The following is a 20,596-nucleotide window of genomic DNA, read 5'->3' as shown; positions in this document are numbered from 1 at the left end:
TGGCGGCGATGGCCCGCTGAACCCGCTGATCGACAGCACCGGCGTCAAGGCCGAGGGCGAAGGCGAGTGGAACGCGCGCAAGCACGGCGGCCCGAAGCGCCGCATATGGCGCAAGATCCACCTCGGGATTGACGAGCAAACGCTGGAAGTGCGGGCGGTCGAGATCACCGGTAGTAACATCGGCGATGCGCCTATGTTGTCGGAACTGCTCGATCAGATCCCAGTGGATGAAGTCATCGGTTCGGTGACTGCCGACGGTGCCTACGACACCCGCAACTGCCACGACGCCATCGCGGATCGTGGGGCTGACGCGGTCACTCCGCCTCGAAAGAATGCCCGGTTCTGGAAGCCCACAACTGCCGGAGCTGTAGCTCGAAATGAGGCTCTACGCGCGTCGAAGTATCTGGGCCGGGCCATCTGGCGACGATGGACCGGATATCACCGCGGGAGCCGCGTCGAAACAATCCCTCTCATGGTTTGCAAGCAAACCCCTGTCGGTCAGTGGATGCATTGTGTGAAACTACTGGGCCAGCGCCTCTTGGCGCGGGACTTCTACCGCCAGGTTGCCGAACTCTAAATTCGTATTGCCGTGCTCAACGGCTACACCGCCCTCGGAATCCCTGTAACCGAGACCGTAGGATAAGTCCGTTCGGGGAAAGGGGGCGTCCGACGTAGACTCGTTTTGTGCAACAGAGCCGTCCTGTGGCTACGTGATCGCCACCTGTGGCGATAAGGATATCACTGCTTACACCAAGAAGGACGCCAACGCCTTTCGCGACACCTTGATCGAGCGGAAGCTTGCAGGCATACGCAGGTCCGCTCGACCGGGTCCCGGAAATTTCGCGGCGGCTCATGCAAGCGCATCGGCCGCCGCGTCGTGTCATCAGTTCGGCATGATCGCTCCGATGGCGTACATGCCGTCATCTCCCTTGATCAGCATCAGCGTGACCTCGTCGCCGGGTGAGGCCTCGCCCATCATTTCGGCGCCCTCCAGAAGCGGCAGGTCCATCGTCATGGCCGGCCATCCGATCTCGGGGATCGGGCCATGGCTGACATTTGCCGTGCCGTCTCCGATTTCGTTGATGGTGGCCGCGGCATGAACCGCACCCTCCATCTGCTGGTCGGTCATCGGCATGTTGGCGTGGTCCATTCCGTGCGACGCTTGTGCGAGCGCGGCGCCGGCCGAGAGGGCGAGGATGGTCAGGGTTTGAACAAGGGTCTTCATGAGCGTCCTTTCAGGTTTATGGATGGTTACTCGGCCGGGACAGGCGCCAGGCCGGATGGGTGGGTCGGAGTGGAAGAGGCGATCTCCCGATTGACGCGAGGAAGCGCGAGCTGTTTCCAGATCACGAAAATCGCGGGGATGACGAAAAGCGTCAGGATCGTCGCCGTGACCATGCCGCCGATCATGGGAGCCGCGATCCGCTGCATGATCTCGGACCCGGTGCCGGTGCCGTACATGATCGGAATCAGCGCCGCGAATATCGTCGCAACCGTCATCACTTTCGGGCGCACGCGCAGCACGGCACCTTCGAAAACGGCTTCCTCGATATCGTTCCTGTCGAGCCTGCGCCCTTCACCCTGCGCAAGCTTGCGCCTCTTTTCCCATGAGAGATTCAGGTAGAGCAGCATCACGATGGCTGTCTCGACCGCGACCCCCGCCAGTGCGATGAAGCCGACCAGAACCGCCACAGAGGTATCGAAGCCGAGATACCACAGGAACCAGACGCCTCCCGACAGCGCAACCGGTAGTGCTGCGAGGATGATCCCCACCTCGATCACGCGGTTGAAGGCCATGAACAGCATCAGCGTGATGATGAGCAGGGTCGCCGGGGCGACGATGGCGAGACGCTCCTGCATCCGCTCGATATACTCGTACTGGCCGGACCAGCTTAGTGCATAGCCCGGCGGCAAGGTGACCTGCTCGGCAACTTGTGCCCGTGCTTCGGCGACGTAGCTGCCGAGGTCTCGCCCGGCGATGTCGATGAAGACGAACCCGGTCCGCCGCGCGTTCTCGGAGCGGATCATGCCCGGGCCGTCAACGATGTGGATCTCCGCCAGAGCGGCGAGCGGGACATGGGCGCCCGATGGTGTGACCACAGGCAGCGTTTCCAGCCGCTCCGGGCTGTCGCGCCAAGATTGCGGATAGCGCAGGTTGATCGGGAACCGTTCGAGCCCTTCGACGGATTCCGAGACCTGCATGCCGCCGATAGCGGTCTGCACGACGTTCTGCACGTCCTGCACGCTCATCATGTAGCGGGCCGCGGCCGCACGGTTGACGTCGATCTCGATGAATCGCCCCCCGACAGGCCGCTCGGCATAGGCAGAGGTGGTTCCGTCGATCCCGCGCACGGCATCCTCGACGGCAATACCGATCCGTTCGATCTGTGTCAGATCCGCACCCGTGATCTTTACGCCAACCGGCGTCTTGATGCCGGTCGCCAGCATGTCGATCCGGTTCTTGATCGGCTGGATCCAGACATTGGTCACACCAGGCACCTGAACGACCCGGTCCAGCTCGGCACGAATCCCTTCCATCGTCATGCCGGGGCGCCATTCACTTTCCGGCTTCAGCTGGATCGTGGTCTCGATCATCGTCAGCGGCGCGGGATCCGTGGCGGTATCGGCCCGGCCAAGTTTGCCATGCACGGTCTCGACCTCGGGGACGGTGGCAATCAGGCGGTCGGTCTGCTGGAGCACTTCGCGCGCCTTGCCGATCGAGACACCGGGATAGAGCGACGGCATGTAGAGGAAGTCGCCCTCGTTCAGCTCGGGCATGAACTCCGAGCCAAGGCGTTGGAGCGGGTACCACATCGAGGCGACCACGGCGGCCGCGAGCACGGTCGTCGCCCAGGGCCAGGCGATGGCCGCGTCGAGAAACGGGCGGTAGGCGAACACGACAGCGCGGTTCAGCGGGTTCTTGCGTTCGGGAATTATCCGCCCGCGCACGAAATAGCCCATCAGCACCGGCACGAGCGTGATCGACAGGATCGCCGCGGCCGCCATCGCGTAGGTCTTGGTATAGGCGAGTGGCTGAAACAGGCGTCCTTCCTGGTTCTCCAGGACAAAGACCGGGAGGAAGCTGACGGTGATGATCGCCAGCGAATAGAAAAGCGCCGGTCCGACCTCGGAGGCGCATTCCTGCACGATCCGCCAACGGTTTTCGGCGGTCAGCCTCTCCTTTTCGAGTCTTCGGTGCATTGCCTCGATCATGACGATCGAGGCATCGACCATCGCGCCGATCGCGATGGCGATGCCGCCCAGCGACATGATGTTGGCATTCACCCCTTGCGCCTTCATCAGGATGAACGCCGCGAAGATCCCGAGCGGAAGCGACAGCAGGATCACCAGCGAAGAGCGCAGGTGCAGCAGGAACGCTGCACAGACGAGCACGACGACGATGAACTCCTCCGTCAGCTTCTTCTGCAGGTTCTCGATGGCGCGCTCGATGACGCCGGAGCGATCATAGGTCGTGACGAGTTCGACGCCCTCGGGCAGGTTCGGGCGCAGTTCCTCGATGCGCGCCTCCACCGCCTTGATCGTGGCGAGCGCATTGCCGCCCCAGCGAAGGATGACAACGCCGCCAACGGCATCCCCCTCGCCGTCGAGTTCGCCGACGCCGCGGCGCATCTCGGGTCCGAGCCGGATATCGGCCACGTCCCCCAGGGTGAGCGCCGCGCCGCGCTCGTTGACCATCAGGGGAGCGCTGGCGAGATCGGCCAGCTCGTCGATATAGCCCGACGACCGCACCATGAACTCGGCCTCGCCCATCTCGATCACGCTGCCGCCGGTCTCCCGGTTGGCCGACCGAATGGCATTGGCGAGCTGATCGAGCGTGATGTCGTAGGCGCGCAGCTTGTTGGGATCGACGACCACCTGGTACTGTTTGACCATTCCGCCGATCGTGGCGACCTCCGACACGCCTTCGACAGCCTGGAGCTCGTATTTCAGGAACCAGTCCTGCAATGTCCGAAGCTGCGCGAGGTCGTGCGTCCCGGTCCGGTCGATCAGCGCGTATTGATAGATCCAGCCAACGCCGGTCGCGTCCGGCCCGAGTTGCGGCGAGACCCCCTCAGGCAGGCTGCCGGTGATCTGGCCGAGATATTCCAGAACGCGGGATCGCGCCCAGTAAAGGTCCGTTCCATCTTCGAATACGACGTAGACAAAGCTGTCGCCAAAGAAAGAGAAGCCGCGCACGTCCTTCGCGCCCGGCACCGAGAGCATCGCGGTGGCGAGCGGATAGGTGATCTGGTTCTCGACGACCTGCGGCGCCTGTCCGGCATAGGGCGTGCGGACGATGACCTGCACGTCCGAAAGGTCGGGGATCGCGTCGACCGGTGTCTCACGGATTGCCCATATCCCGGCGGCGGCCATCATGACGGCCAGCGCCACGATGACGAACCGGTTTGCGATCGACGCGCGGATGATTGCAGCGATCATTGCGTCAGGCTTTCCGCGGCAGCGACGCCGACAAGCGTCATGGAGAAATCGGGGTTGCGATCGAGCAGGAGTGTCAACTCCGCGCCAACAGGCAGGTCGGCCGGATCGACGCGATCGGCGATGGCGAAATCCATCGTCATGCCGGGCATGCCGATCTCGGTCATGGGGCCATGGGTGACGTTCGCTGTCCGCGCGTCCGGGTCGACCGAGTTGATCAGCCCCGACACTTCCATGGGAGGCATGAGGGGCGCGGCTTCAGCCAGCACCATCGTCATGCCGTCCGGCCGGGCGAAGGTGAGCGTCATCTCGTTGCCGGTGACCAGCGTGGCAGGATCCAGCGCCGGATCGACGGCAAAATCCATGGTCATGCCGGGCATCCCGATTTCCTTCATCGGGCCATGTGTGACCGTGGCCATGCGGGCAGCGCTATCGACGGACAGGATGGTGCCGGCGACGACGATGGGCGGTGCCGCCTCGGGTTGAGCGGGTTCGGTGGACGCGGGCACCGCATCGCCGATTGCGCGGACAGCGATGACCGAGAACATTCCGGCCTCGTCCTTTGCCAGGTCGAACGCGATAGGCGCCTCGACCGGAACCGTGGCCGGATCCAGACCGGATACGGACAGGTCCATCTGCATCGCCGGCCAGCCGAGCTCCGGTATCGGATCATGTTTCAGCGTCAGTTTGCCGTCCGGCGTGACCGCAAGTGCCATGCCGGTCCCGGTGGCCGCGACTCCATTGTCGGGCACGAGTTCCAGCAGCCCAAGACGTCCATCCGCGCCGCGCGCAGCCCTGAATGCAACCTTCTCGCCCTCTTCAAGCCGGTCGAGCGGCACGTCTGCCCGCACCGGGAACCGGGAGGTTATGGCGGGCCAGTCGAGGCTCTCCAGCGCGTCATGGCTCACAGTTGCCAGCCGGTTTTCCCGATCAAGCGCGATCAATGTTCCGGTGCCACGCGCCGGTTCCTGTTCGGTCGGCGCCATCCGCATGAAACCGGCGCTCAGGGCGCTCTCGCTGTCGATAAGGAACTGCGCCGATGCGACTACCTCCTCGCCCGGGGCCAACCCCTGCAGGATCTCGGTGCGTCCACCTTCGCCGAAACTGTCGCGCAGCCCGGTTGTGACGAGGCGCGGCCGGAACGTGCCTTCGCCTGTCTTCAGAATGACGCGTTCGGCCGCGCCGGTGCGGATGACGGCCTCGGAGGGGACGGTCAGAACCTGGTGGCTGGTTTCCGGCACGAGGCTCACGCTTCCAAACATGCCCGGGCGCAGCAGGCCCTCGGCGTTGTCGAAGCTCAAGCGTACGGGCAAGGTACGGGTGCGCGGGTCGAGCTCCGGATAGACGTAGTCGATCTCGCCCTCGAAGCTGCGGCCCGGAAGGTGCTCGAACCGGGCCACGGCGCGCATATCTTTGGAAAGGCGGGCGATATCACGCTCGAACACATCCACGATCAGCCAGACGCTGCTCAACTCCGCAACGGAGAAAGCACGGGTTCCCGGCTGAAGGAACATGCCGTCCGCCGCCTCGAGCGAGATCACGACACCGTCCTGTGGCGCCTCGATCTCGATATTACGTGCCAGCTCCCGGCTCTGCTCGATCTCGGCCATCTGGCGGGGCGACATCCCGTGGCTCAGCAGCTTGTTGCGGGCGGAGTCGAGGATGCGGGGGTCGCGGTCGTCGAGCGCCCGGACGAGGTCTCCTGTCGCTGCCGCCACCAACGGCGAGAACAGGTCAAACAATACCTGGCCCTTTTCGATCCGGTCTCCCACGGCACGGACTTCAAGGCGTTCGATCCAGCCTTCCACGCGGGTATGGACGTGGCTCGTCCGGTGCTCGTCATAGCCGACGAAGCCCACGGTCTCGATGCGCTGCGCGACATCGGTCACCTGTGCCAGCGCGGTTCGCACACCGATCGCATTGATCTCGGCCGCGCTCAACATGACCTCCCCGGGGTCGCCCGAAGGTTCCTGCCCGGCATAGACTGGGATCAGGTCCATTCCCATCGGGGACTTGCCCGGCGCGTCGCGCCGGAAATTCGCATCCATCGGCGCGACCCAGTAGAGGATTTCCGGCCCGTCGGAGCCATTTGTGGCCACGGGATTGAGGTAGAGCCGCTCGAGATAGATTCCACCGGCCATGCCCCCGGCGAGGGCAAGAATACTAAGCGCCGCATAACGTCCGCGCATCACGACCTCCAGACGGCCGATCCCTGTTCGATCGGCCCAAAGACAACAATTTGGCCACGAACCCTGTGTTCAGGGTCGCAGCTGCGATGTCAGAGGGACCGGGGAGGGCGTTCTGGCAGAGAGGCTGCCTGCAGCTTTACGGAACTTGTCGCCACCGGGCGCAGGCTGGCGCTGCGTGCGACGGAATTGGGTGCCAAAAGGTACGCCGGTTGCAGCTCCGCAGGGCAACATCCCGCGAAATGGCAGGCTGATTCTTGCACCCTGTCCGAAGGGCAGTGCTCGGAGGCGGCACGCGTTTCCGCCGCATGATGCGCCGCGTGCCCGGTGTGGGTTTCTGCCGGTGCTGCCGATTGCTGCGTGACCGCGCTGGCCGCGTGAGCGGTGTGCTGCGCTCCGCCGAAGACAAAGGACAGGCTCCCGATCACCAGCGTCAAGCAGGTGATCAGGGTAATGATGCGCCTTGTGGCGGTCTGGAGTGCCATCTTTGTCACGGGACGCGTCTATATCGGGCAGGCTGATCGGACAACAAACATTCTCGCGATCAGCGCGTGGAAAAGGCGTTTGCCAGAAGGTTGGGTAGCGCCCGGAAAGGCAGGCCGGATTCGGCACAAGGCGGGCGAATGGGCCGTTCCGGTCGGGTATCCGCGGGCCGGTTTCGGCCCGCGGTCGGTGTCAATCGGAATCAAGCACATAGGTTGCCATCGCGGTCAGGTCCGCGTCGCTCAGAAAGGCTGTTCCTCCCTGAACCACTTCGCCCATGCTGCCGCCGAACGAGTCTCCGTCCGGCATGAGGCCCGTACGGAGCGCGAAGGCAAGGTTTTCAACCGTCCAGCTTCTGGCGCGGAGATCGGCTGGTCGGAGGGAGGGCGCGGTGTCTCCCCCGGGGAGATCCTCGTTGCCGGAGAAGGCCGCGTCTCTCGAACGCGCGCCCGCAAGGTTTCGGGGCGTATGACAGGCCCCGCAATGCGCCGCGCCCCGCACCAGTTCGCGTCCCCGATTCCAGGCGGTGCTCCTGCCATCGACGGGATCCGTTTCTGGACGGGTCAGGAACATGGCCCGCCAGAGCTTGAGGGTCCATCTCTGGTTGACCGGAAATGGTGCCTCATGCTCCGGACTGGGCTCGGGCACCGCCGGAACGGTCTGAAAGGCGGCCCACAGATCGGCGATCTCCTGATCGGAGAAATTCGCGTAGAACGGGTAAGGGAAGGTCGGGAAGTATGGCTCGCCTTTTGGCGAAATCCCCTGCCGCACCGCCTTTGCGAAGTCTTCGGCTGTCCAGTCGCCAATGCCAAGGTCAGGATCTGTGGTCAGGTTGGGTGGATAGAAGGCGCCGAACGGCGTCTTCAGCGGAGCCCCTCCCGCCAGTGGCGCGGCGCCACTCGCGACGTCGGTATGACAGGCGATACAACCGCCGGCCCGTGCGAGATAGGCGCCGCGGTTCACGTCTCCGGTCAATTCGATCGGGGCGGGGGGCGTTCCGACCGGCCAGAACACCAGGCCGAGCACAATTGCCCCGCCTGCCATCGCGAGGATTGCCGCGCTGCGCAGCAGAGCCAGCATGTCACTTCTCCTCGGTGCGGAACCTTGTGTGGCAGGCCGTGCAAGCCTGGCTGACCATGGCAAAGGCCATGCCGGCAGGCATCTGGCCGATATGTTCGGCACTCATCATCGGCGCACCACCGCCCATCATGCCCTGTCCACCCATCATTCCCTGGCCGCCCATCATGCCGCCTTGCGCCGGCATGCCGCCGACACCGTTTTCCGCGGCGCGTTCCAGGCCCTCGGCAAAGATCTCAAGCTGTTGCGCAAGCCCGGTGAAGGTCTCCCAGTCCTGCCAGATCTCGGGTCTGGCCTCCGAGGGGGCACCACCGGTCCCTTCCGGGAATTTGGATGTCATGGCCTCGCCGGCATGGGCGGCGATCGTTGCCGCGCCAGAACGCACGGCATCCCGATCATAGGGCGCGGTGCCCTGCATCATCGGCGCAAGCGCTTTCACGACCTCTGCGATGGCGGACATCCCCTCCATGCGTTCCTTGACAATGCCCGTCGCCCCGCCGTGGGCAAAGGCCGCTGCCGCGATGAGAGTGATGCCGGTTGCAGCGCTCAGATTTCGTTTCAGTTTCATAGGTCTTGTCCTGTGTTGTCCTGTTGTCAAATCGATCTCGGGTCAGGACATGACGCGCGGTGGTGGTGGATCAAAGCCGTGCTCGATGCCTGGCTCGATACGCCCGCGTGGCAGGAACTCTTGCCCGTCGAGGTCGGCAGGCGGAAACGGCATCCCGTGGATTTCGACGATGGCCTGCAAATGGCAGTCGAACCCGATATGACAGGTTGCAGTGACGTCGCCCTCGGTCGTGTTCGAATGGTGATGGTCTGCGCCTTGCGGCTCTTCGAATGGCGCCGCAACATGGTGATCGTCAGCCTGAGAGAGGGCTGGCAGCAACACTTGTGGCGCGATCACGACGCAAACGAGCACCAGCATCAGAGCGCGGTACCAGATGGTTGTGTTCCAGTCGCGACCAATCATCGGATTCCGTTCTCCCGCAGCCATCCCGTATTTGCCGTCCCTCCAGTGCTGGAAGGTCAACAGCGGATTCGCGACGAGCGGGCAAGTTCGATATCGACCTGCGTTCCGGTGGAGCAAGGCAACGGCATCGAAAGCCATGCCGGGGAGATGGGCGCTCGCGCGCATCATTGCCCGGACGTCCCTGTGTCCATGCCGGGCAGTCCTGCCTGGAAGATGCGTTTCGCCTCGGGCCAGTTCGCCTTGACGAAGGACAGGATGGCGATGATCTCGGCATCTCCGAGAATGTCCTCGAAGGCCGGCATGTCGCTCTCGTAACCGGGCACCACCGCCTCGATCCCCGATTTCGTCATCGCGAAGAGATGCGCGTCGGAATGGGTAAAGGAGTGGCCGGAGCCGTCCTGTGGCGGTGCCGGCATGCGCCCCGTGTCGAGGCGCCTGCGCCAGTCCGGCTGGCCCTCCCGGTTCTCGCCGTGACAGGCGGCACAATGCTCTGCATAGAGCACTTCGCCGGCGGCAATCGTCTCGGCGCTGGAAGGAGCGCCGAGAAAGGTCACCTCCACCGGGCTGCCGGTGGCAGCACCCGAGGCGCTTGTTGCGGCCAGGGTGGCGGCGGCCAGCAGACCCGCCGCCCTCCGCCCTTCTGACCCTTTCGCGGGATGGCCTTCACTCATTCGAGTAGACCTCTATCCCCCTCGGTCCATAGGAATAGACCTTGAGTGTCCCGTATTTCTCACGCGCCATTCCGGGAGAATTCTGCGGCATGCCGGGCAGGATCAGCCCGGTGATCGCCGGCCGCTCCGCCAGCAACCGCGCGATGACTTCCTCGGGCACATGGCCGTGAACCTCGTAGCCGCCGATCTCTGAATGGTGGCAGGACAACCCCTGCTCGGGAACGCCAGCCGCCATCGCCCGCCGGGCGACATTGGTGTCGTCGACAATCTCCACGTCGTAGCCACGGTCTTCCATGTATTCCGCCCAGAGACTGCAACAGCCACAGCTCGGGTCGCGATAGACGGTGACGGGATCGGCGGCAAGGGCGGGCGTTGCGATCAGGGCAAGGATTGCAAGGGTGCTTTTTTTCATCGGATTTTTCCTTCAGAGGATCGTGGAGGTCGCCCAGGACAGGCCGGCGTCTCGGCTGTGCCAAAGCCCCTCGGGGCTGGCCGCGATCAGGGTGTCGGGATTGGTCGGGTCGCTGGCAAGGGTGGTGGCAACGAGCGAATTTGCCTTGCCCCAGATCAGGCCGGCATCGGCGCTGGCCCAGATACCAGAAGGTAGGGCGGCCCAGAGACGGTTCGGCGCCGCGGGCGACGATATGAGGGCCCGAACGGGCTCGCCGGACGGAAGCGGGACCGTATCGGGCACTGTGGCGCCGTCGACCAGGGCGTCCAGCGCGTGTTCAGGCTGCACGTCCTGCCATCGGCAGAAACAGTCGGGGACGCGTTGCAGCCCGCCCGTCGAACCGCCATAGAGCCAAATGCCGCCCATCCCGCTGGCCAGGTCGACCGAAGCCAGGCTGAGCACGTCTTGCTCTTCTCCGGCGATGAAGGGGCGGTCCATCACGAAGTCCCAGCTTTCACCGGCATCCTCGCTGCGCCAGAGACCGTCACCGGGGATGGCGGCGTAGAGCGTGTCCGGCAGCCGTGCGGCGGTGGCAAGTGCCCCGATCTCGGTCGCGGGCAGCCCCCGTCCGGCTGGGACAAGGCGCTTGCCCTCGTTGTGCGAAACCGCCACGCCGCCGTCTTCGAGTGCGACGATCAGGCGGTTCGGCCGCTCGGGATGCGTCGCGAGTGCCACCAGTTTGCGGTCCGGTCGGGCGCCCTGGCGCCAGCTGACCCCGCCGTCCTCGCTGGTCAGAAAGGCATCGCCAATGGCGACTGCGCCGCTGCCCGTGAACGCGACTGCGCGAGCCCCGGCCGGCGTTGCTGCCCCCAATGCCGGCGTCGTTCCCAGGATTGAGGCTCCCATGACACCCCCCATGAAGGCGCGCCTGTCGAGCCGAAGTTCTTTGAAATCTGTCATTTTCCGTTGTCCATGGATGGGGATGACGAGACGTCGGCGCAGATGCGCAATCGATCTCGTCACAAGCGCCGGGGTCCGGCGCGGCGGTTCACATCAAGGAACGGCTTCGCGGTGGGGTCTGCGCCGGCGGTTCTGCCCGGTTGCGATACGCTGCGTCGGTATACCCAAAGGCGTCGGCGTTGCCGGTCACGGGGTCTGCCCATTCGACGGGCAGTGCTGCCAACTGAGCCGCGAAACAGAGCCCGCCGCACTCGGACGAACCGTCCGGACTGTGCTCATCGCAGTCGGCACAGTCGAGGGCACCCATCTGTGCGTGCATCACCTCGGGCATGTCCATTGGCATCGTTCCACCGGCCGCGCCCTGAACCACCGTGCCCAAGAAGAACGCGACAAACATGCAGGCAAAGAGGAATCTGACCATAAGTGACATCGGCCCAAATATGCCTGCAAGACGGAATGATGTCGACGGAGCGATCGTCGCAAGGGACGACGTGCGATCCGCAAGGTTGTTCGGCCAAGGAGTAGACCACCCGATCCTCTCGGGCTCGTATGGCATGGCCTCTGGAATCTGCCTGAAAGGGCAAGGCTGATCAACGTATCGCTGCGGCATGACCGGTATTTCTGCATATGAGGCGTGGGCGGCATTCTGAAAACGACCCTCGATCGCAGCGAGCGTTGAGCAGACATTTGCAGGAGCGCTCCGAATGGCAGTTCCGGGCCGGTCGCGTCGTTCTCGCCAGAAGCTGGAATACCACTCCTCGCGGACGCAAAAATCCACAAAAAAACGCGGGCAACCGTCATTCGCTGCGATTGGCTTGAACTGCTGCAATGCGAACGACCCGCGTTTTGTTCGACCTTGTTCGTTGCCGTTTTCGACGCGACGAACAGATAGGGATCACTGTGTCATTTCCCTCAAAGTCATCGAAACCAACGGCGAAGCGAGCCGTCCTTTACGCCGTACCAGCCGGGAAATGCTGGGATTGGCTCCAGTGCCGGGGTGACTGCCCGTACATGCGTTTGAACTTCCGGCTGAACTGGGACGAACTCACATAGCCCACATCCATCGCCGCTTCGTTCATGGTCATGTCCCCGGCGATCCGCATGGCGGCATTGTTCAGGCGCATGGATTTCACGAACTGGATCGGCGACATCGTGGTTGCTTGCTTGAATTTGCGGTGGAAAACGGCGCGGCTCATGCCCACCTGGTCTGCCATATCATCGACGGTCACCGGTTCGTTCAGTCGGGTGGACAGGAACTCGGTTGTCCGGGCGATCTCGTTGCCGACGCCAATGGCGCGTCGTGCGGCCTCACCTGCATCGCCTTTCAGCACCGCGTAGTGCGGTTCCCGCAGCCGGCCCTCCCCGAGGACGTCCCTGTCCATCGGGTTGTCGAGCACCTGCAGCAATCGCAGGAGCGCGCTCGTAAATGCCTCGTCCCAGTGGGACAGGGACAGCCCCTATGGGAGCGGACCGCCCCTGGGTATTCGGATTGCGCCGACGGCATTCTCCATCTCGATGGAGTGCCCCCAATGAAGTGGTCCACCAACTGGGATAGATTTATCCCGTTTTCAGGAGGACCAAGCGATGGCTGGAAAGCGAGACAAACCCGAAGAGATCGTGCTGAAGCTGCGACAGGTTGAGGTGCTGCAAGGTCAGGGCAGCTCGGTTGCCGATGCCGTTCGTCAGATTGGCGTGACACAGCAAACCTACTACCGATGGCGCAAGGACTGAGCCTTGTCGCGCCATTGGTCCGAGCGGCAATGGCGAAGGGCGGCATGAGCCGGGATCAGCTGAAGCGCCTGAAGCAGTTGGAGACGGAGAACCAGCGGCTCAGGCGTGCGGTATCTGATCTGACGCTGGACAAGATGGTCCTGGCCGAGGCTGCACGGGGAGTGAGGGCCGGTTCAGAACGGTCCTGTGGACCGTTTCAGGCCTGAACGGGCGGAGCCCCTGAGCCCTTCCCGGCGCCGTCGGTGCATCGATCATGTGCGGCAGACCCTTGGCGTATCTGAGCGCCGGGCCTGCCGCATCCTCGGGCAGCATCGCTCCACGCAGCGCAAAGTCCCTTGTGGTTTGCCTGATGAAGAGCGGTTGACCGAGGATATCATCGAGCTGACGCGAGAGTTGCGGATGGAACGGCGCGCCGCGAACGTGATCCATCTTTTGATCTCCCAGCCATTCGGCCAGATCGCGGGAGATGTCGCACGATCCCCTCGCCATTGGGCACGAAACTATGGCGCCCTCACTGACTCACTCCAGGAACTCCTTCGACCAATTGCAACACAGGCTCTCGGAAATCCCCTCGCGGCGGCACAGCGCCGAGATGCTCTCCTCGCCACGAAGGCCCGCCAAAACAATGCGGATCCTCTCCTCAGCCGAATAGGCCTGACGGGTCTTGCGGCGGATATTCTTGACCACCTTGTCAGCTGCGGGCTTCGACATTCCCTTCGTCATGAAAACAATCCCCCGGATTGTTTTCCGATATTCCTCAATTCGTTGTCCATCTTCACTCCATGAAGGTTACGATGAACCAGAAATCCTCCGTCGTTCAAATCCTCAAATCTGTCCCACAGGTGCTGACGTCGGGTACCGACCACTTGAGCCCGATCAAGTCCAACAGACTTTCGACGAACCCGCCTCGCCATGGTCACTCGGACCAGTGGCGTTTCCACGGCTCGATTTGGCGCAGTGCCATCCCGAATTACACTTTCATCGCAAGGCAGGCTTGCACCGCCGCGTCGCTGCAAGGTTTTTGTCGACCACGCCTACCAGTCGGTTTGGCTCCCCAACTCATGTCGGAATCGAACCAGATCGTCAGAGAACCGCGATTCTTCAGTGCTTGGTTATAGTCCGACCAGTTCTTGGTCTTGTACGTCGTTGTCGCCCAGCCTCTCGTGCTGCTCGGCTACCACACAGGAATCACGACATGAATCCCCTACGGGGATTGCTGCGACAAAATCGGGGCCACAGATACTTTGAACATCGTGGATACGGCCACCCCATAGGGTGGCCGCAACAGCAATTGTTTATGGCCTGAGCCGATATCAGGCGCGCGGCAGAATGCGGCGCAGCGTCTGGAGGTTCTTGCCGCAAACAGACAGGCCGTCGCCGCCATAGCTCTCCAGAAGGATCGGGCTGGCAAAGCCTTCGGCCAGCGCCATGCGGATCGCTTCGCGATAGTTGATGATACCGAACTCGATCGGGACCGGAGCGGAGGAGTAAGTGCCGGTCGCCGGGTCCTCGTCGCGGATATAGTTTTTGACGTGCCAGTACTTCATGAAGGGCGCGACCTGGGCCAACATCTCGTTCCACTTCGGCATCGGCCGGTGCAGGCGTACGAGGTTGCCTATATCGGCACAGATGCCGACATTGTCCCGATCGACGTCCGTCACGAAGCGTACTGCGCTCTCGGGCGTGCCGATATAGGTGTCCTCATACATTTCCATGGCGATGGAGATGCCAACTTCCTTCGCATGGTCTGCCAGTTCCTGAATGCGCTCGACAGCCAGCTTCCAGGTCGCTGGATCATCGGGATTGGTGTAGCCCTCGGCCAGCCAGAACCACAGCTCCTTCGTCTGTGCCTCGGTGAATGGGCCAAAGAAACCGAACGCCACTTCCTCAGCGCCGAGTTCGGCGGCGGTGTCGAGGAAACGGTGGCAATAGGCCAGCATCTCGTCGCCGACCTCGGGGTCGATCACGCATTTGCGCGAGGTCGACATGGACGGAACGGTCAACCCGTTCTGCTTGACCACTGCCTTGAACTCGTTGAGCCGCGAGGGCTCCAGATCGGCCACCCGCATCCAGCTGTCCGTCGGGTCCAGTTCGGTAAAGCCTTCCTCTGCGACCTGCGCCAACGCATCGTCCCAAGCCTCCGCCGGCGCGTCCTGCACCAACGTGCCATCGGGCAGCGTGGGCGCGAAGGGAATCATCGCGCAGGCGATTGGCCAGTTCTCGCGGGTCCATCTGTATTTCGACATGTCTCAAGCCTCCTGTCATTTCGTCCAGATCGTCATCGACCGGCCCGGCGCTTTCAGCCGCCGGGGTGTATCGATGATCGACATTTGCCCGGCGTCCAGGTGAGGGCGTCGAGCCAGCGCAACCGCAGTTCAAGCAATAGCGCGAGTATATCTTTGCTGAGTCTTTCGCCCTTCGGATGTGCGATCGAAGCCTTTGGCATTATTCGTTCCGTGACTCCAATCGTGCGTCCGTATGGCGACCCATCGGGCCGCCGGGGAACATGCTCAGACTTTAGGCGTCGACTGCACTTTTGTCAATCAGGAGATGACTTTTGATGTGAAGTCGCCTCAATGAAACAGAGCGTTGATTTGACTGACATTCCCTTCACCCCATCCGCCCAACAAGCCTCGCATTGGGCTCATCACGCCCGCAACCGGACCTCCGCGTCGGTTGTGGCGACCTTCGCGCGGCCGCATTCCTGAAGTGTTCGACCTATGCGCCTGAGAGCTGCTCGCGGAGCCTTTTCTTCAATTGTCTACTTACGATTGACATATGTAAAAGTCGATTCTAACGTATGCATTATGTCGAGATGGCGCCGCGCTCGATCTCGTGAAGTTCCGGGAGCGCCGAGGAGGAGACATGTCTTCGAAGTTCTATGACGGGCAGCTCGGGTTCCTGGCCCTGGTGAACGCGATGGTGATCGTTGCGTCCCTGTTCCTTGTCGGCCCGAAATTCGTCGGCCTGTACAGCATGCAATCCATGGCGACCCAGGTCTCCGAGTTGGGACTCCTGGCGCTTGGCGTCATGCTCGCGATGGCAGCGGGGCGCGGCGGGATCGACCTGTCCGGGATCGCACTGGCAAACCTGTCGGGTGTCATCGCCTTCAACCTGGCGCCCCAGTTCGCTACCGCGGCCGATGCCCCGATGCTCTATTGCTGGGTTTTTGCCGCAATCTCGATCATCGTCGGCATCCTCGGCGGGGCCATCAATGGAACGCTCGTGGGCTATGCCGGCCTGACGCCGATCATCGCTACCCTCGGCACGCAGATGCTGTTCACCGGCATCGCCGTGGGGCTGACGGGCGGCTCGGCGCTGCGGCTGGGCTACATCCCGCCGCTGGACGATTTCGCCAACCTGCCGGTCATGGGGGTGCCGATCAGCTTTGCGCTCTTCCTCGGCGTTGCCTTCGCGCTGGCCATCGTCTTGCGCTACACGAAATACGGTATGCGGCTGTTCCTGCTGGGCAGCAACGACGTGGCCGCACGATATGCCGGCATCCCGGTGCGGCGGATGTATTTCATCACCTACACCATCGCCGGCATGCTGGCCTCGGTGGCCGGAATCATCATCGCCGCGCGCACATCTTCGGTGAAATGGGATTACGGGACCTCTTACGTGATGGTCGCCATCCTGATCGCCGTCATGGCGGGGGTGCGCCCCGAGGGCGGCTATGGGCGCGTCATCTGCGTCGTGATCTCGGCCTGCGCGCTGCAGCTCATGTCGAGCCTGTTCAACTTCATGCACCTGTCGAACTTCTTCCGCGACTGCGCCTGGGGGCTGCTGCTGCTCCTGTTCCTCGCGGCGTCGAAGGTCGATCTGAGCATGTATCTGCGTTTTCGGACACCGGTCCGACCAGGGAGGGCCTGACCGGGAGACGAGGCCGGGGTGGCGCCCCTTGCGCCCCTGCCAGAATTCATTCGTGGGCAGAACTCTGAGGAGGAAAGACGTTATGGGACATTCGAAGCTGCTGCTGGCGGGGGTCTCTGCACTTGCCATGGTCTGCATCGGTCTTCCGGCCGCGGCCGCTGACAAGGAGATTGTTACGGTCGTCAAGGTGACCGGCGAAAACTGGTTCACCCGCATGGCAGAGGGCGTGGACAAGTATGGTGCCGATACGGACGGGATCACCGCCCGGCAGGTCGGCCCGGCCAAGGCGGATGCCGCCCAGCAGACGGCAATCATCCAGGACCTGATCGCCCAGGACGTCGATGCCATCACCATCGTGCCGATGGACCCCTCTGCACTTGAAGGCGTCCTGCGCCGCGCCATGAAGCGCGGCATCGTCATCACCACCCATGAGGCCGACAACCTGCAGAACACGCAGGTCGATATGGAGGCCTTCGACAACCACGAGTTCGGGGCCCACTTCGCCGAGCAGATCGTTGAGTGCATGGGCGAAGAAGGCCAGTGGACCTCCTTCGTCGGTTCGCTCGGTTCGCTGACCCATGTGCAATGGGCCGATGGTGGCGAGGAATATGCCGCCAAGTTCCCGGGGATGGAGCTGGTCTCGCCGAAGAACGAGAGCTTCAACGACGCCAACCGTGCCTATGAAATCGCCAAGGAGATCCTGCGCACTTACCCGGATATCAAGGGCTTCCAGGGCGGCTCCGCGATCGACGTGATCGGCATCGGCCGCGCGGTCGAGGAAGCCGGGCTCGAAGATCGGACCTGCGTGATCGGGCTTGGCCTGCCGAAGGATACCGGCCCCTATCTCGAGACCGGCGCGGTTGACTCCATCGCCTTCTGGGATCCGCTCGATGCCGGCTATGTCATGAATATCCTGACGAAAATGACGGTGACGGGCGAAGAGATCAAGGACGGCATGGATCTCGGTGTTCAGGGCTACAACAACGTCAAGGTCTCCGCCGGACCGGGCGAAGGCATCATCGTGCGCGGCCAGGCCTGGGTCGATGTCGATGCCGCCAATTACAAGGAATACCCGTTCTAGGGGTTCGAAACCCGGCCCGGCGCCCGCGCGGCGCCGGGCCGATCGCTAAGGCAAGGACGCGAAGGAGCTTCGACGCGCAATGGCAGGCTCGGAAACACAGGAAGCACAAGACAACGTCGTGGAGTTCCCGGCGTCCGAGGCGCAGGCGCCCTTCCTCGAAGTGCGCAACCTGCACAAGCGGTTCGGCGGCGTGCATGCGCTGCGCGGAGTCGACATGAAGATCGAGCCCGGTCAGATCTATCACCTGCTCGGCGAAAATGGCTGCGGCAAGAGCACCCTGATCAAGGTGATCTCCGGCGCCCATCCCCAGAGCGAGGGGCAATTGCTGATCGACGGGACCGCACAGCAGGAATTCGATCCGATCCGCGCCCTGGCCGCCGGGATCGAGACCGTCTACCAGGATCTCTCCCTGCTTCCGAACCTGAGCGTGGCCGAGAATATCGGGCTGAGCCAGCAGCTCGTGCAGTCGAATGGCCGGCTGTTCCGCTGGCTGAAGCCGGGGCAGTTGCGGCGGACAGCGCGCAAGGCGCTGGAAGCGGTCGAGCTGCCCACGGATGCGAAATTCCGCAAGACCGAGGTCTCCCGGCTGCCCATCGCGACCCGGCAGCTTGTCGCCATCGCCCGCGCCATCGCCGGCAAGGCGCGCTTCGTGATCATGGACGAGCCGACCACCGCGTTGACCCGCTTCGAGGTCGAGAACCTGATCTCGGTGGTGCGCAAGCTCCAGCGCGAGGGCGTTGCGGTGCTTTTCGTTACCCACAAGCTCGACGAGTGCAAGGCGATCGGCGGCCGCGCGCTGGTCATGCGCGACGGCGAGATGGTTGCCGATTGCGATATCGGCGAGATTTCCAAGGCCCGGCTGGGTTTCCTCATGACCGGGCGGGAACTGGAAGAGGGCCGCTACCGGGAGGCGCGCGCGGCGCAAACGCCGCTGCTGGAGGTCCGCGGACTGTGGCGGCGGGGCGGCTTCCGCGATGTCGACCTGACGCTGGCGCGCGGCGAGATCCTCGGCGTGACCGGCCTGCTGGATTCGGGGCGCAACGAGCTGGCCAAGGCGCTGGCCGGCGTGGCGCCCGCCGATACGGGCGCGATCACGATGGACGGCAAGGCGCTGCATCTCGCAGTGCCGAATGACGCCTCGCAGGCCGGGATCGGCTACGTGCCCGAAGACCGGCTGACCGAGGGGTTGTTCCTGGAAAAACCGATCCTCGACAACACGGTGATGGGTATTCTCGACCGGCTTCGCAACCGTTTCGGCCTGCTCGACAAGCGCCGCGCGGTGGAAGAGGCCGAGCGCATGAGCCGCGAGTTGCAGATCGTCGCGCCGGATGTCAGCGCCCCGGTCAAGTCGCTCTCGGGCGGCAACCAGCAGCGGGTGCTGATCGGCCGCTGGCTGGCCACGGCGCCACGGGTGCTGATCCTGCACGGGCCGACCGTGGGCGTCGATGTCGGCTCCAAGGACACGATCTATCGCATCATCCAGGCCCAGGCGGAGGCCGGCATGGGCGTGCTGATCATCAGCGACGACCTGCCGGAACTGCTGCAGAATTGCGACCGGATCGCGGTGATGCAGAAGGGACGGATCAAGGCCGTCGTGCCGGCCGACGAGATCACGCAGGATCGGCTCTATGTCGAAATGGGCGCGAGCCTCAAGGGCGATGAACTCAACGCAAGTGAGGGAGCGCAGGCATGACGGATACCACCTTCGGCACCGCATCGCGTGACCGCGAAAACCGTTTCGCACAGGCCATCGAATGGCTGGCGCGCAACCCCATCGCCTTCCCGGTGCTGCTGATCTGCCTCGTCTGCCTCGTGGTCGGCGCAATCAATCCCTCCTTCTGGCAGGTGGCGAACCTCTTCGACATCCTGCGCGCCTCGGTCGTGCGTGGCCTCTTCGCGCTCGGCGTGCTGACCGTGCTGGCCGCGGGCGGGCTGGAGGTCTCCTTCGCCTCCATCGCCGCGCTGGTGATGTATTCGGTGACCAAATTCGTGGTGAACTACGCCCCCGATCTCGGCATCCTGCCGATCCTCGTCATGGGCGCTGCCGGCGGAACGCTTTGCGGCATGATCAACGGAATGCTGGTCAACTGGCTGAAAGCGCCGGCGCTGATCGTCACCATCGGCACCCAATATGCCTTCCGGGGCATCGTGCTGACCTTTATCGGCACGTCGCTCTTCATGAACATTCCCGTCAGCATGGACGCGTTCGGCCAGGTCAACCTCATGACCATCACCAACAGTTCGGAATTCGAGGTGAAGCTGCCCGCCTATGTGCTGATCCTTGTCGTTGCGGCCTGCGTCACCTGGGTCATCCTCAACCGTACCCTGATCGGCCGGGCCATCTATGCGGTGGGCGGCAAGCCCGAGATCGCCGAGCGGCTCGGCTTCCGCGTGCCGCGGGTGCAGCTGTTCGTCTTTTCCTTCGCCGGGATGCTGGCCGGGATCGCGGGGATCCTGCATGTCTCCGCCAACCGGCTGGCAAACCCGTTCGACCTCGCCGGCAGCGAGCTTGCGGTGATTGCCGCCGTCGTGCTGGGCGGCGCGCGAATCACCGGGGGCGCAGGCACGGTCGGCGGGACAATGCTGGGCGTTTTGCTCATCACGCTGGTCAATAACGTGCTCGTCCTCGTGGGCATTCCCTCGACATGGCAGACGGCGATCCTCGGCGGGTTCATCCTCTTTGCCGGATTATTCTTCACCCTGACGGAGAAGAAGTGAATAATCGTGCCCGCACAT

Annotated in this window: 16 protein-coding genes and 4 pseudogenes; 6 read left to right on the top strand and 14 right to left on the bottom strand. The window is 63.4% G+C overall.

Annotation, left to right across the window (positions count from 1 at the left end; genetic code table 11):
* Nucleotides 1-643 (top strand): annotated as a pseudogene (locus R3X27_RS23160) (IS5 family transposase); the annotation flags it as partial.
* Between the two features lie 240 nt (nucleotides 644-883).
* Here R3X27_RS23160 and R3X27_RS23155 read toward each other — a convergent pair.
* The 11 genes from R3X27_RS23155 to R3X27_RS23105 form a co-directional block, all read right to left on the bottom strand.
* Entirely contained in the window at nucleotides 884-1,225 is a 342-nt protein-coding gene (locus tag R3X27_RS23155) for a copper-binding protein (protein ID WP_317711280.1), read from the bottom strand.
* Nucleotides 1,226-1,251: 26 nt separating this feature from the next.
* On the bottom strand, nucleotides 1,252-4,440 hold the full coding sequence (locus R3X27_RS23150; protein WP_317711279.1) for a CusA/CzcA family heavy metal efflux RND transporter: 3,189 nt from the start codon (nucleotides 4,438-4,440) through the stop codon (nucleotides 1,252-1,254).
* A complete protein-coding gene (locus tag R3X27_RS23145) occupies nucleotides 4,437-6,626 on the bottom strand; it encodes an efflux RND transporter periplasmic adaptor subunit (RefSeq protein ID WP_317711278.1) in 2,190 nt (729 codons plus the stop codon). Before R3X27_RS23145 ends, R3X27_RS23150 begins: the two co-directional genes overlap by 4 nt.
* A 672-nt stretch (nucleotides 6,627-7,298) precedes the next feature.
* On the bottom strand, nucleotides 7,299-8,186 hold the full coding sequence (locus tag R3X27_RS23140; protein ID WP_317711277.1) for a cytochrome c: 888 nt from the start codon (nucleotides 8,184-8,186) through the stop codon (nucleotides 7,299-7,301).
* 1 nt (nucleotide 8,187) lies between these two features.
* A complete protein-coding gene (locus R3X27_RS23135) occupies nucleotides 8,188-8,751 on the bottom strand; it encodes a cytochrome c (RefSeq protein WP_317711276.1) in 564 nt (187 codons plus the stop codon).
* 42 nt (nucleotides 8,752-8,793) lie between these two features.
* Entirely contained in the window at nucleotides 8,794-9,321 is a 528-nt protein-coding gene (locus R3X27_RS23130) for a hypothetical protein (RefSeq protein WP_317711275.1), read from the bottom strand.
* Nucleotides 9,318-9,824, bottom strand: a complete 507-nt coding sequence (locus R3X27_RS23125) for a cytochrome c (protein ID WP_317711274.1) — start codon at nucleotides 9,822-9,824, stop codon at nucleotides 9,318-9,320. The genes R3X27_RS23130 and R3X27_RS23125 overlap by 4 nt, the downstream gene beginning before the upstream one ends.
* Complete coding sequence (locus tag R3X27_RS23120) at nucleotides 9,817-10,236, bottom strand: DUF411 domain-containing protein (RefSeq protein WP_317711273.1); 420 nt, start codon at nucleotides 10,234-10,236, stop codon at nucleotides 9,817-9,819. The genes R3X27_RS23125 and R3X27_RS23120 overlap by 8 nt, the downstream gene beginning before the upstream one ends.
* A 12-nt stretch (nucleotides 10,237-10,248) precedes the next feature.
* Nucleotides 10,249-11,175 (bottom strand): hypothetical protein, encoded by a 927-nt coding sequence (locus tag R3X27_RS23115; RefSeq protein ID WP_317711272.1) that lies wholly within the window; start codon nucleotides 11,173-11,175, stop codon nucleotides 10,249-10,251.
* A gap of 88 nt (nucleotides 11,176-11,263) precedes the next feature.
* Nucleotides 11,264-12,004 carry a hypothetical protein gene (locus tag R3X27_RS23110; RefSeq protein WP_317711271.1) on the bottom strand — a complete coding sequence of 247 codons (741 nt, stop codon included), beginning with the start codon at nucleotides 12,002-12,004 and terminating at the stop codon, nucleotides 11,264-11,266.
* Nucleotides 12,005-12,125: 121 nt separating this feature from the next.
* Nucleotides 12,126-12,623, bottom strand: a complete 498-nt coding sequence (locus R3X27_RS23105) for a helix-turn-helix domain-containing protein (protein ID WP_317711281.1) — start codon at nucleotides 12,621-12,623, stop codon at nucleotides 12,126-12,128.
* A gap of 136 nt (nucleotides 12,624-12,759) precedes the next feature.
* On the opposite strand from R3X27_RS23105, the pseudogene R3X27_RS23100 reads away from it, so the two are divergent.
* A pseudogene (locus tag R3X27_RS23100) lies at nucleotides 12,760-13,299 on the top strand (transposase); the annotation flags it as partial.
* 129 nt (nucleotides 13,300-13,428) lie between these two features.
* On the opposite strand, the pseudogene R3X27_RS23095 reads toward R3X27_RS23100, so the two are convergent.
* The 3 genes and pseudogenes from R3X27_RS23095 to R3X27_RS23085 form a co-directional block, all read right to left on the bottom strand.
* Nucleotides 13,429-13,629: pseudogene (locus R3X27_RS23095) on the bottom strand (transposase); the annotation flags it as partial.
* Nucleotides 13,630-13,747: 118 nt separating this feature from the next.
* Nucleotides 13,748-14,011, bottom strand: a pseudogene (locus R3X27_RS23090) (transposase); the annotation flags it as partial.
* 208 nt (nucleotides 14,012-14,219) lie between these two features.
* The gene (locus R3X27_RS23085; RefSeq protein ID WP_317711270.1) at nucleotides 14,220-15,152 is read right to left on the bottom strand and encodes a sugar phosphate isomerase/epimerase family protein; all 933 of its coding nucleotides are present in this window, start codon (nucleotides 15,150-15,152) and stop codon (nucleotides 14,220-14,222) included.
* Between the two features lie 619 nt (nucleotides 15,153-15,771).
* On the opposite strand from R3X27_RS23085, the gene R3X27_RS23080 reads away from it, so the two are divergent.
* From R3X27_RS23080 to R3X27_RS23065, 4 genes are all read left to right on the top strand, one after another.
* Nucleotides 15,772-16,779: an ABC transporter permease gene (locus R3X27_RS23080; RefSeq protein WP_317711269.1), complete on the top strand. Its 1,008-nt coding sequence runs from the start codon at nucleotides 15,772-15,774 to the stop codon at nucleotides 16,777-16,779.
* 82 nt (nucleotides 16,780-16,861) lie between these two features.
* The gene (locus R3X27_RS23075; protein ID WP_317711268.1) at nucleotides 16,862-17,860 is read left to right on the top strand and encodes an autoinducer 2 ABC transporter substrate-binding protein; all 999 of its coding nucleotides are present in this window, start codon (nucleotides 16,862-16,864) and stop codon (nucleotides 17,858-17,860) included.
* A 79-nt stretch (nucleotides 17,861-17,939) separates the two neighbouring features.
* Complete coding sequence (locus tag R3X27_RS23070; RefSeq protein ID WP_317711267.1) at nucleotides 17,940-19,553, top strand: sugar ABC transporter ATP-binding protein; 1,614 nt, start codon at nucleotides 17,940-17,942, stop codon at nucleotides 19,551-19,553.
* Nucleotides 19,550-20,578, top strand: a complete 1,029-nt coding sequence (locus R3X27_RS23065) for an ABC transporter permease (protein ID WP_317711266.1) — start codon at nucleotides 19,550-19,552, stop codon at nucleotides 20,576-20,578. The genes R3X27_RS23070 and R3X27_RS23065 overlap by 4 nt, the downstream gene beginning before the upstream one ends.
* The last annotated feature ends 18 nt before the right edge of the window (nucleotides 20,579-20,596 follow it).

It is taken from the genome of Tropicimonas sp. TH_r6, from assembly GCF_033101155.1.
Taxonomy (GTDB): domain Bacteria; phylum Pseudomonadota; class Alphaproteobacteria; order Rhodobacterales; family Rhodobacteraceae; genus Tropicimonas.
Note: the sequence above shows the minus strand (reverse complement) of the source record. Positions and strands in the feature narration are given on the sequence as shown.

Coding starts and splice junctions, on each gene's coding strand:
- R3X27_RS23080 (WP_317711269.1), top strand. CDS start 15,772: ATGTCTTCGAAGTTCTATGACGGGCAGCTCGGGTTCCTGGCCCTGGTG.
- R3X27_RS23140 (WP_317711277.1), bottom strand. CDS start 8,186: ATGCTGGCTCTGCTGCGCAGCGCGGCAATCCTCGCGATGGCAGGCGGG.
- R3X27_RS23130 (WP_317711275.1), bottom strand. CDS start 9,321: ATGATGCGCGCGAGCGCCCATCTCCCCGGCATGGCTTTCGATGCCGTT.
- R3X27_RS23085 (WP_317711270.1), bottom strand. CDS start 15,152: ATGTCGAAATACAGATGGACCCGCGAGAACTGGCCAATCGCCTGCGCG.
- R3X27_RS23155 (WP_317711280.1), bottom strand. CDS start 1,225: ATGAAGACCCTTGTTCAAACCCTGACCATCCTCGCCCTCTCGGCCGGC.
- R3X27_RS23065 (WP_317711266.1), top strand. CDS start 19,550: ATGACGGATACCACCTTCGGCACCGCATCGCGTGACCGCGAAAACCGT.
- R3X27_RS23135 (WP_317711276.1), bottom strand. CDS start 8,751: ATGAAACTGAAACGAAATCTGAGCGCTGCAACCGGCATCACTCTCATC.
- R3X27_RS23070 (WP_317711267.1), top strand. CDS start 17,940: ATGGCAGGCTCGGAAACACAGGAAGCACAAGACAACGTCGTGGAGTTC.
- R3X27_RS23115 (WP_317711272.1), bottom strand. CDS start 11,175: ATGACAGATTTCAAAGAACTTCGGCTCGACAGGCGCGCCTTCATGGGG.
- R3X27_RS23120 (WP_317711273.1), bottom strand. CDS start 10,236: ATGAAAAAAAGCACCCTTGCAATCCTTGCCCTGATCGCAACGCCCGCC.
- R3X27_RS23075 (WP_317711268.1), top strand. CDS start 16,862: ATGGGACATTCGAAGCTGCTGCTGGCGGGGGTCTCTGCACTTGCCATG.
- R3X27_RS23145 (WP_317711278.1), bottom strand. CDS start 6,626: ATGCGCGGACGTTATGCGGCGCTTAGTATTCTTGCCCTCGCCGGGGGC.
- R3X27_RS23150 (WP_317711279.1), bottom strand. CDS start 4,440: ATGATCGCTGCAATCATCCGCGCGTCGATCGCAAACCGGTTCGTCATC.
- R3X27_RS23125 (WP_317711274.1), bottom strand. CDS start 9,824: ATGAGTGAAGGCCATCCCGCGAAAGGGTCAGAAGGGCGGAGGGCGGCG.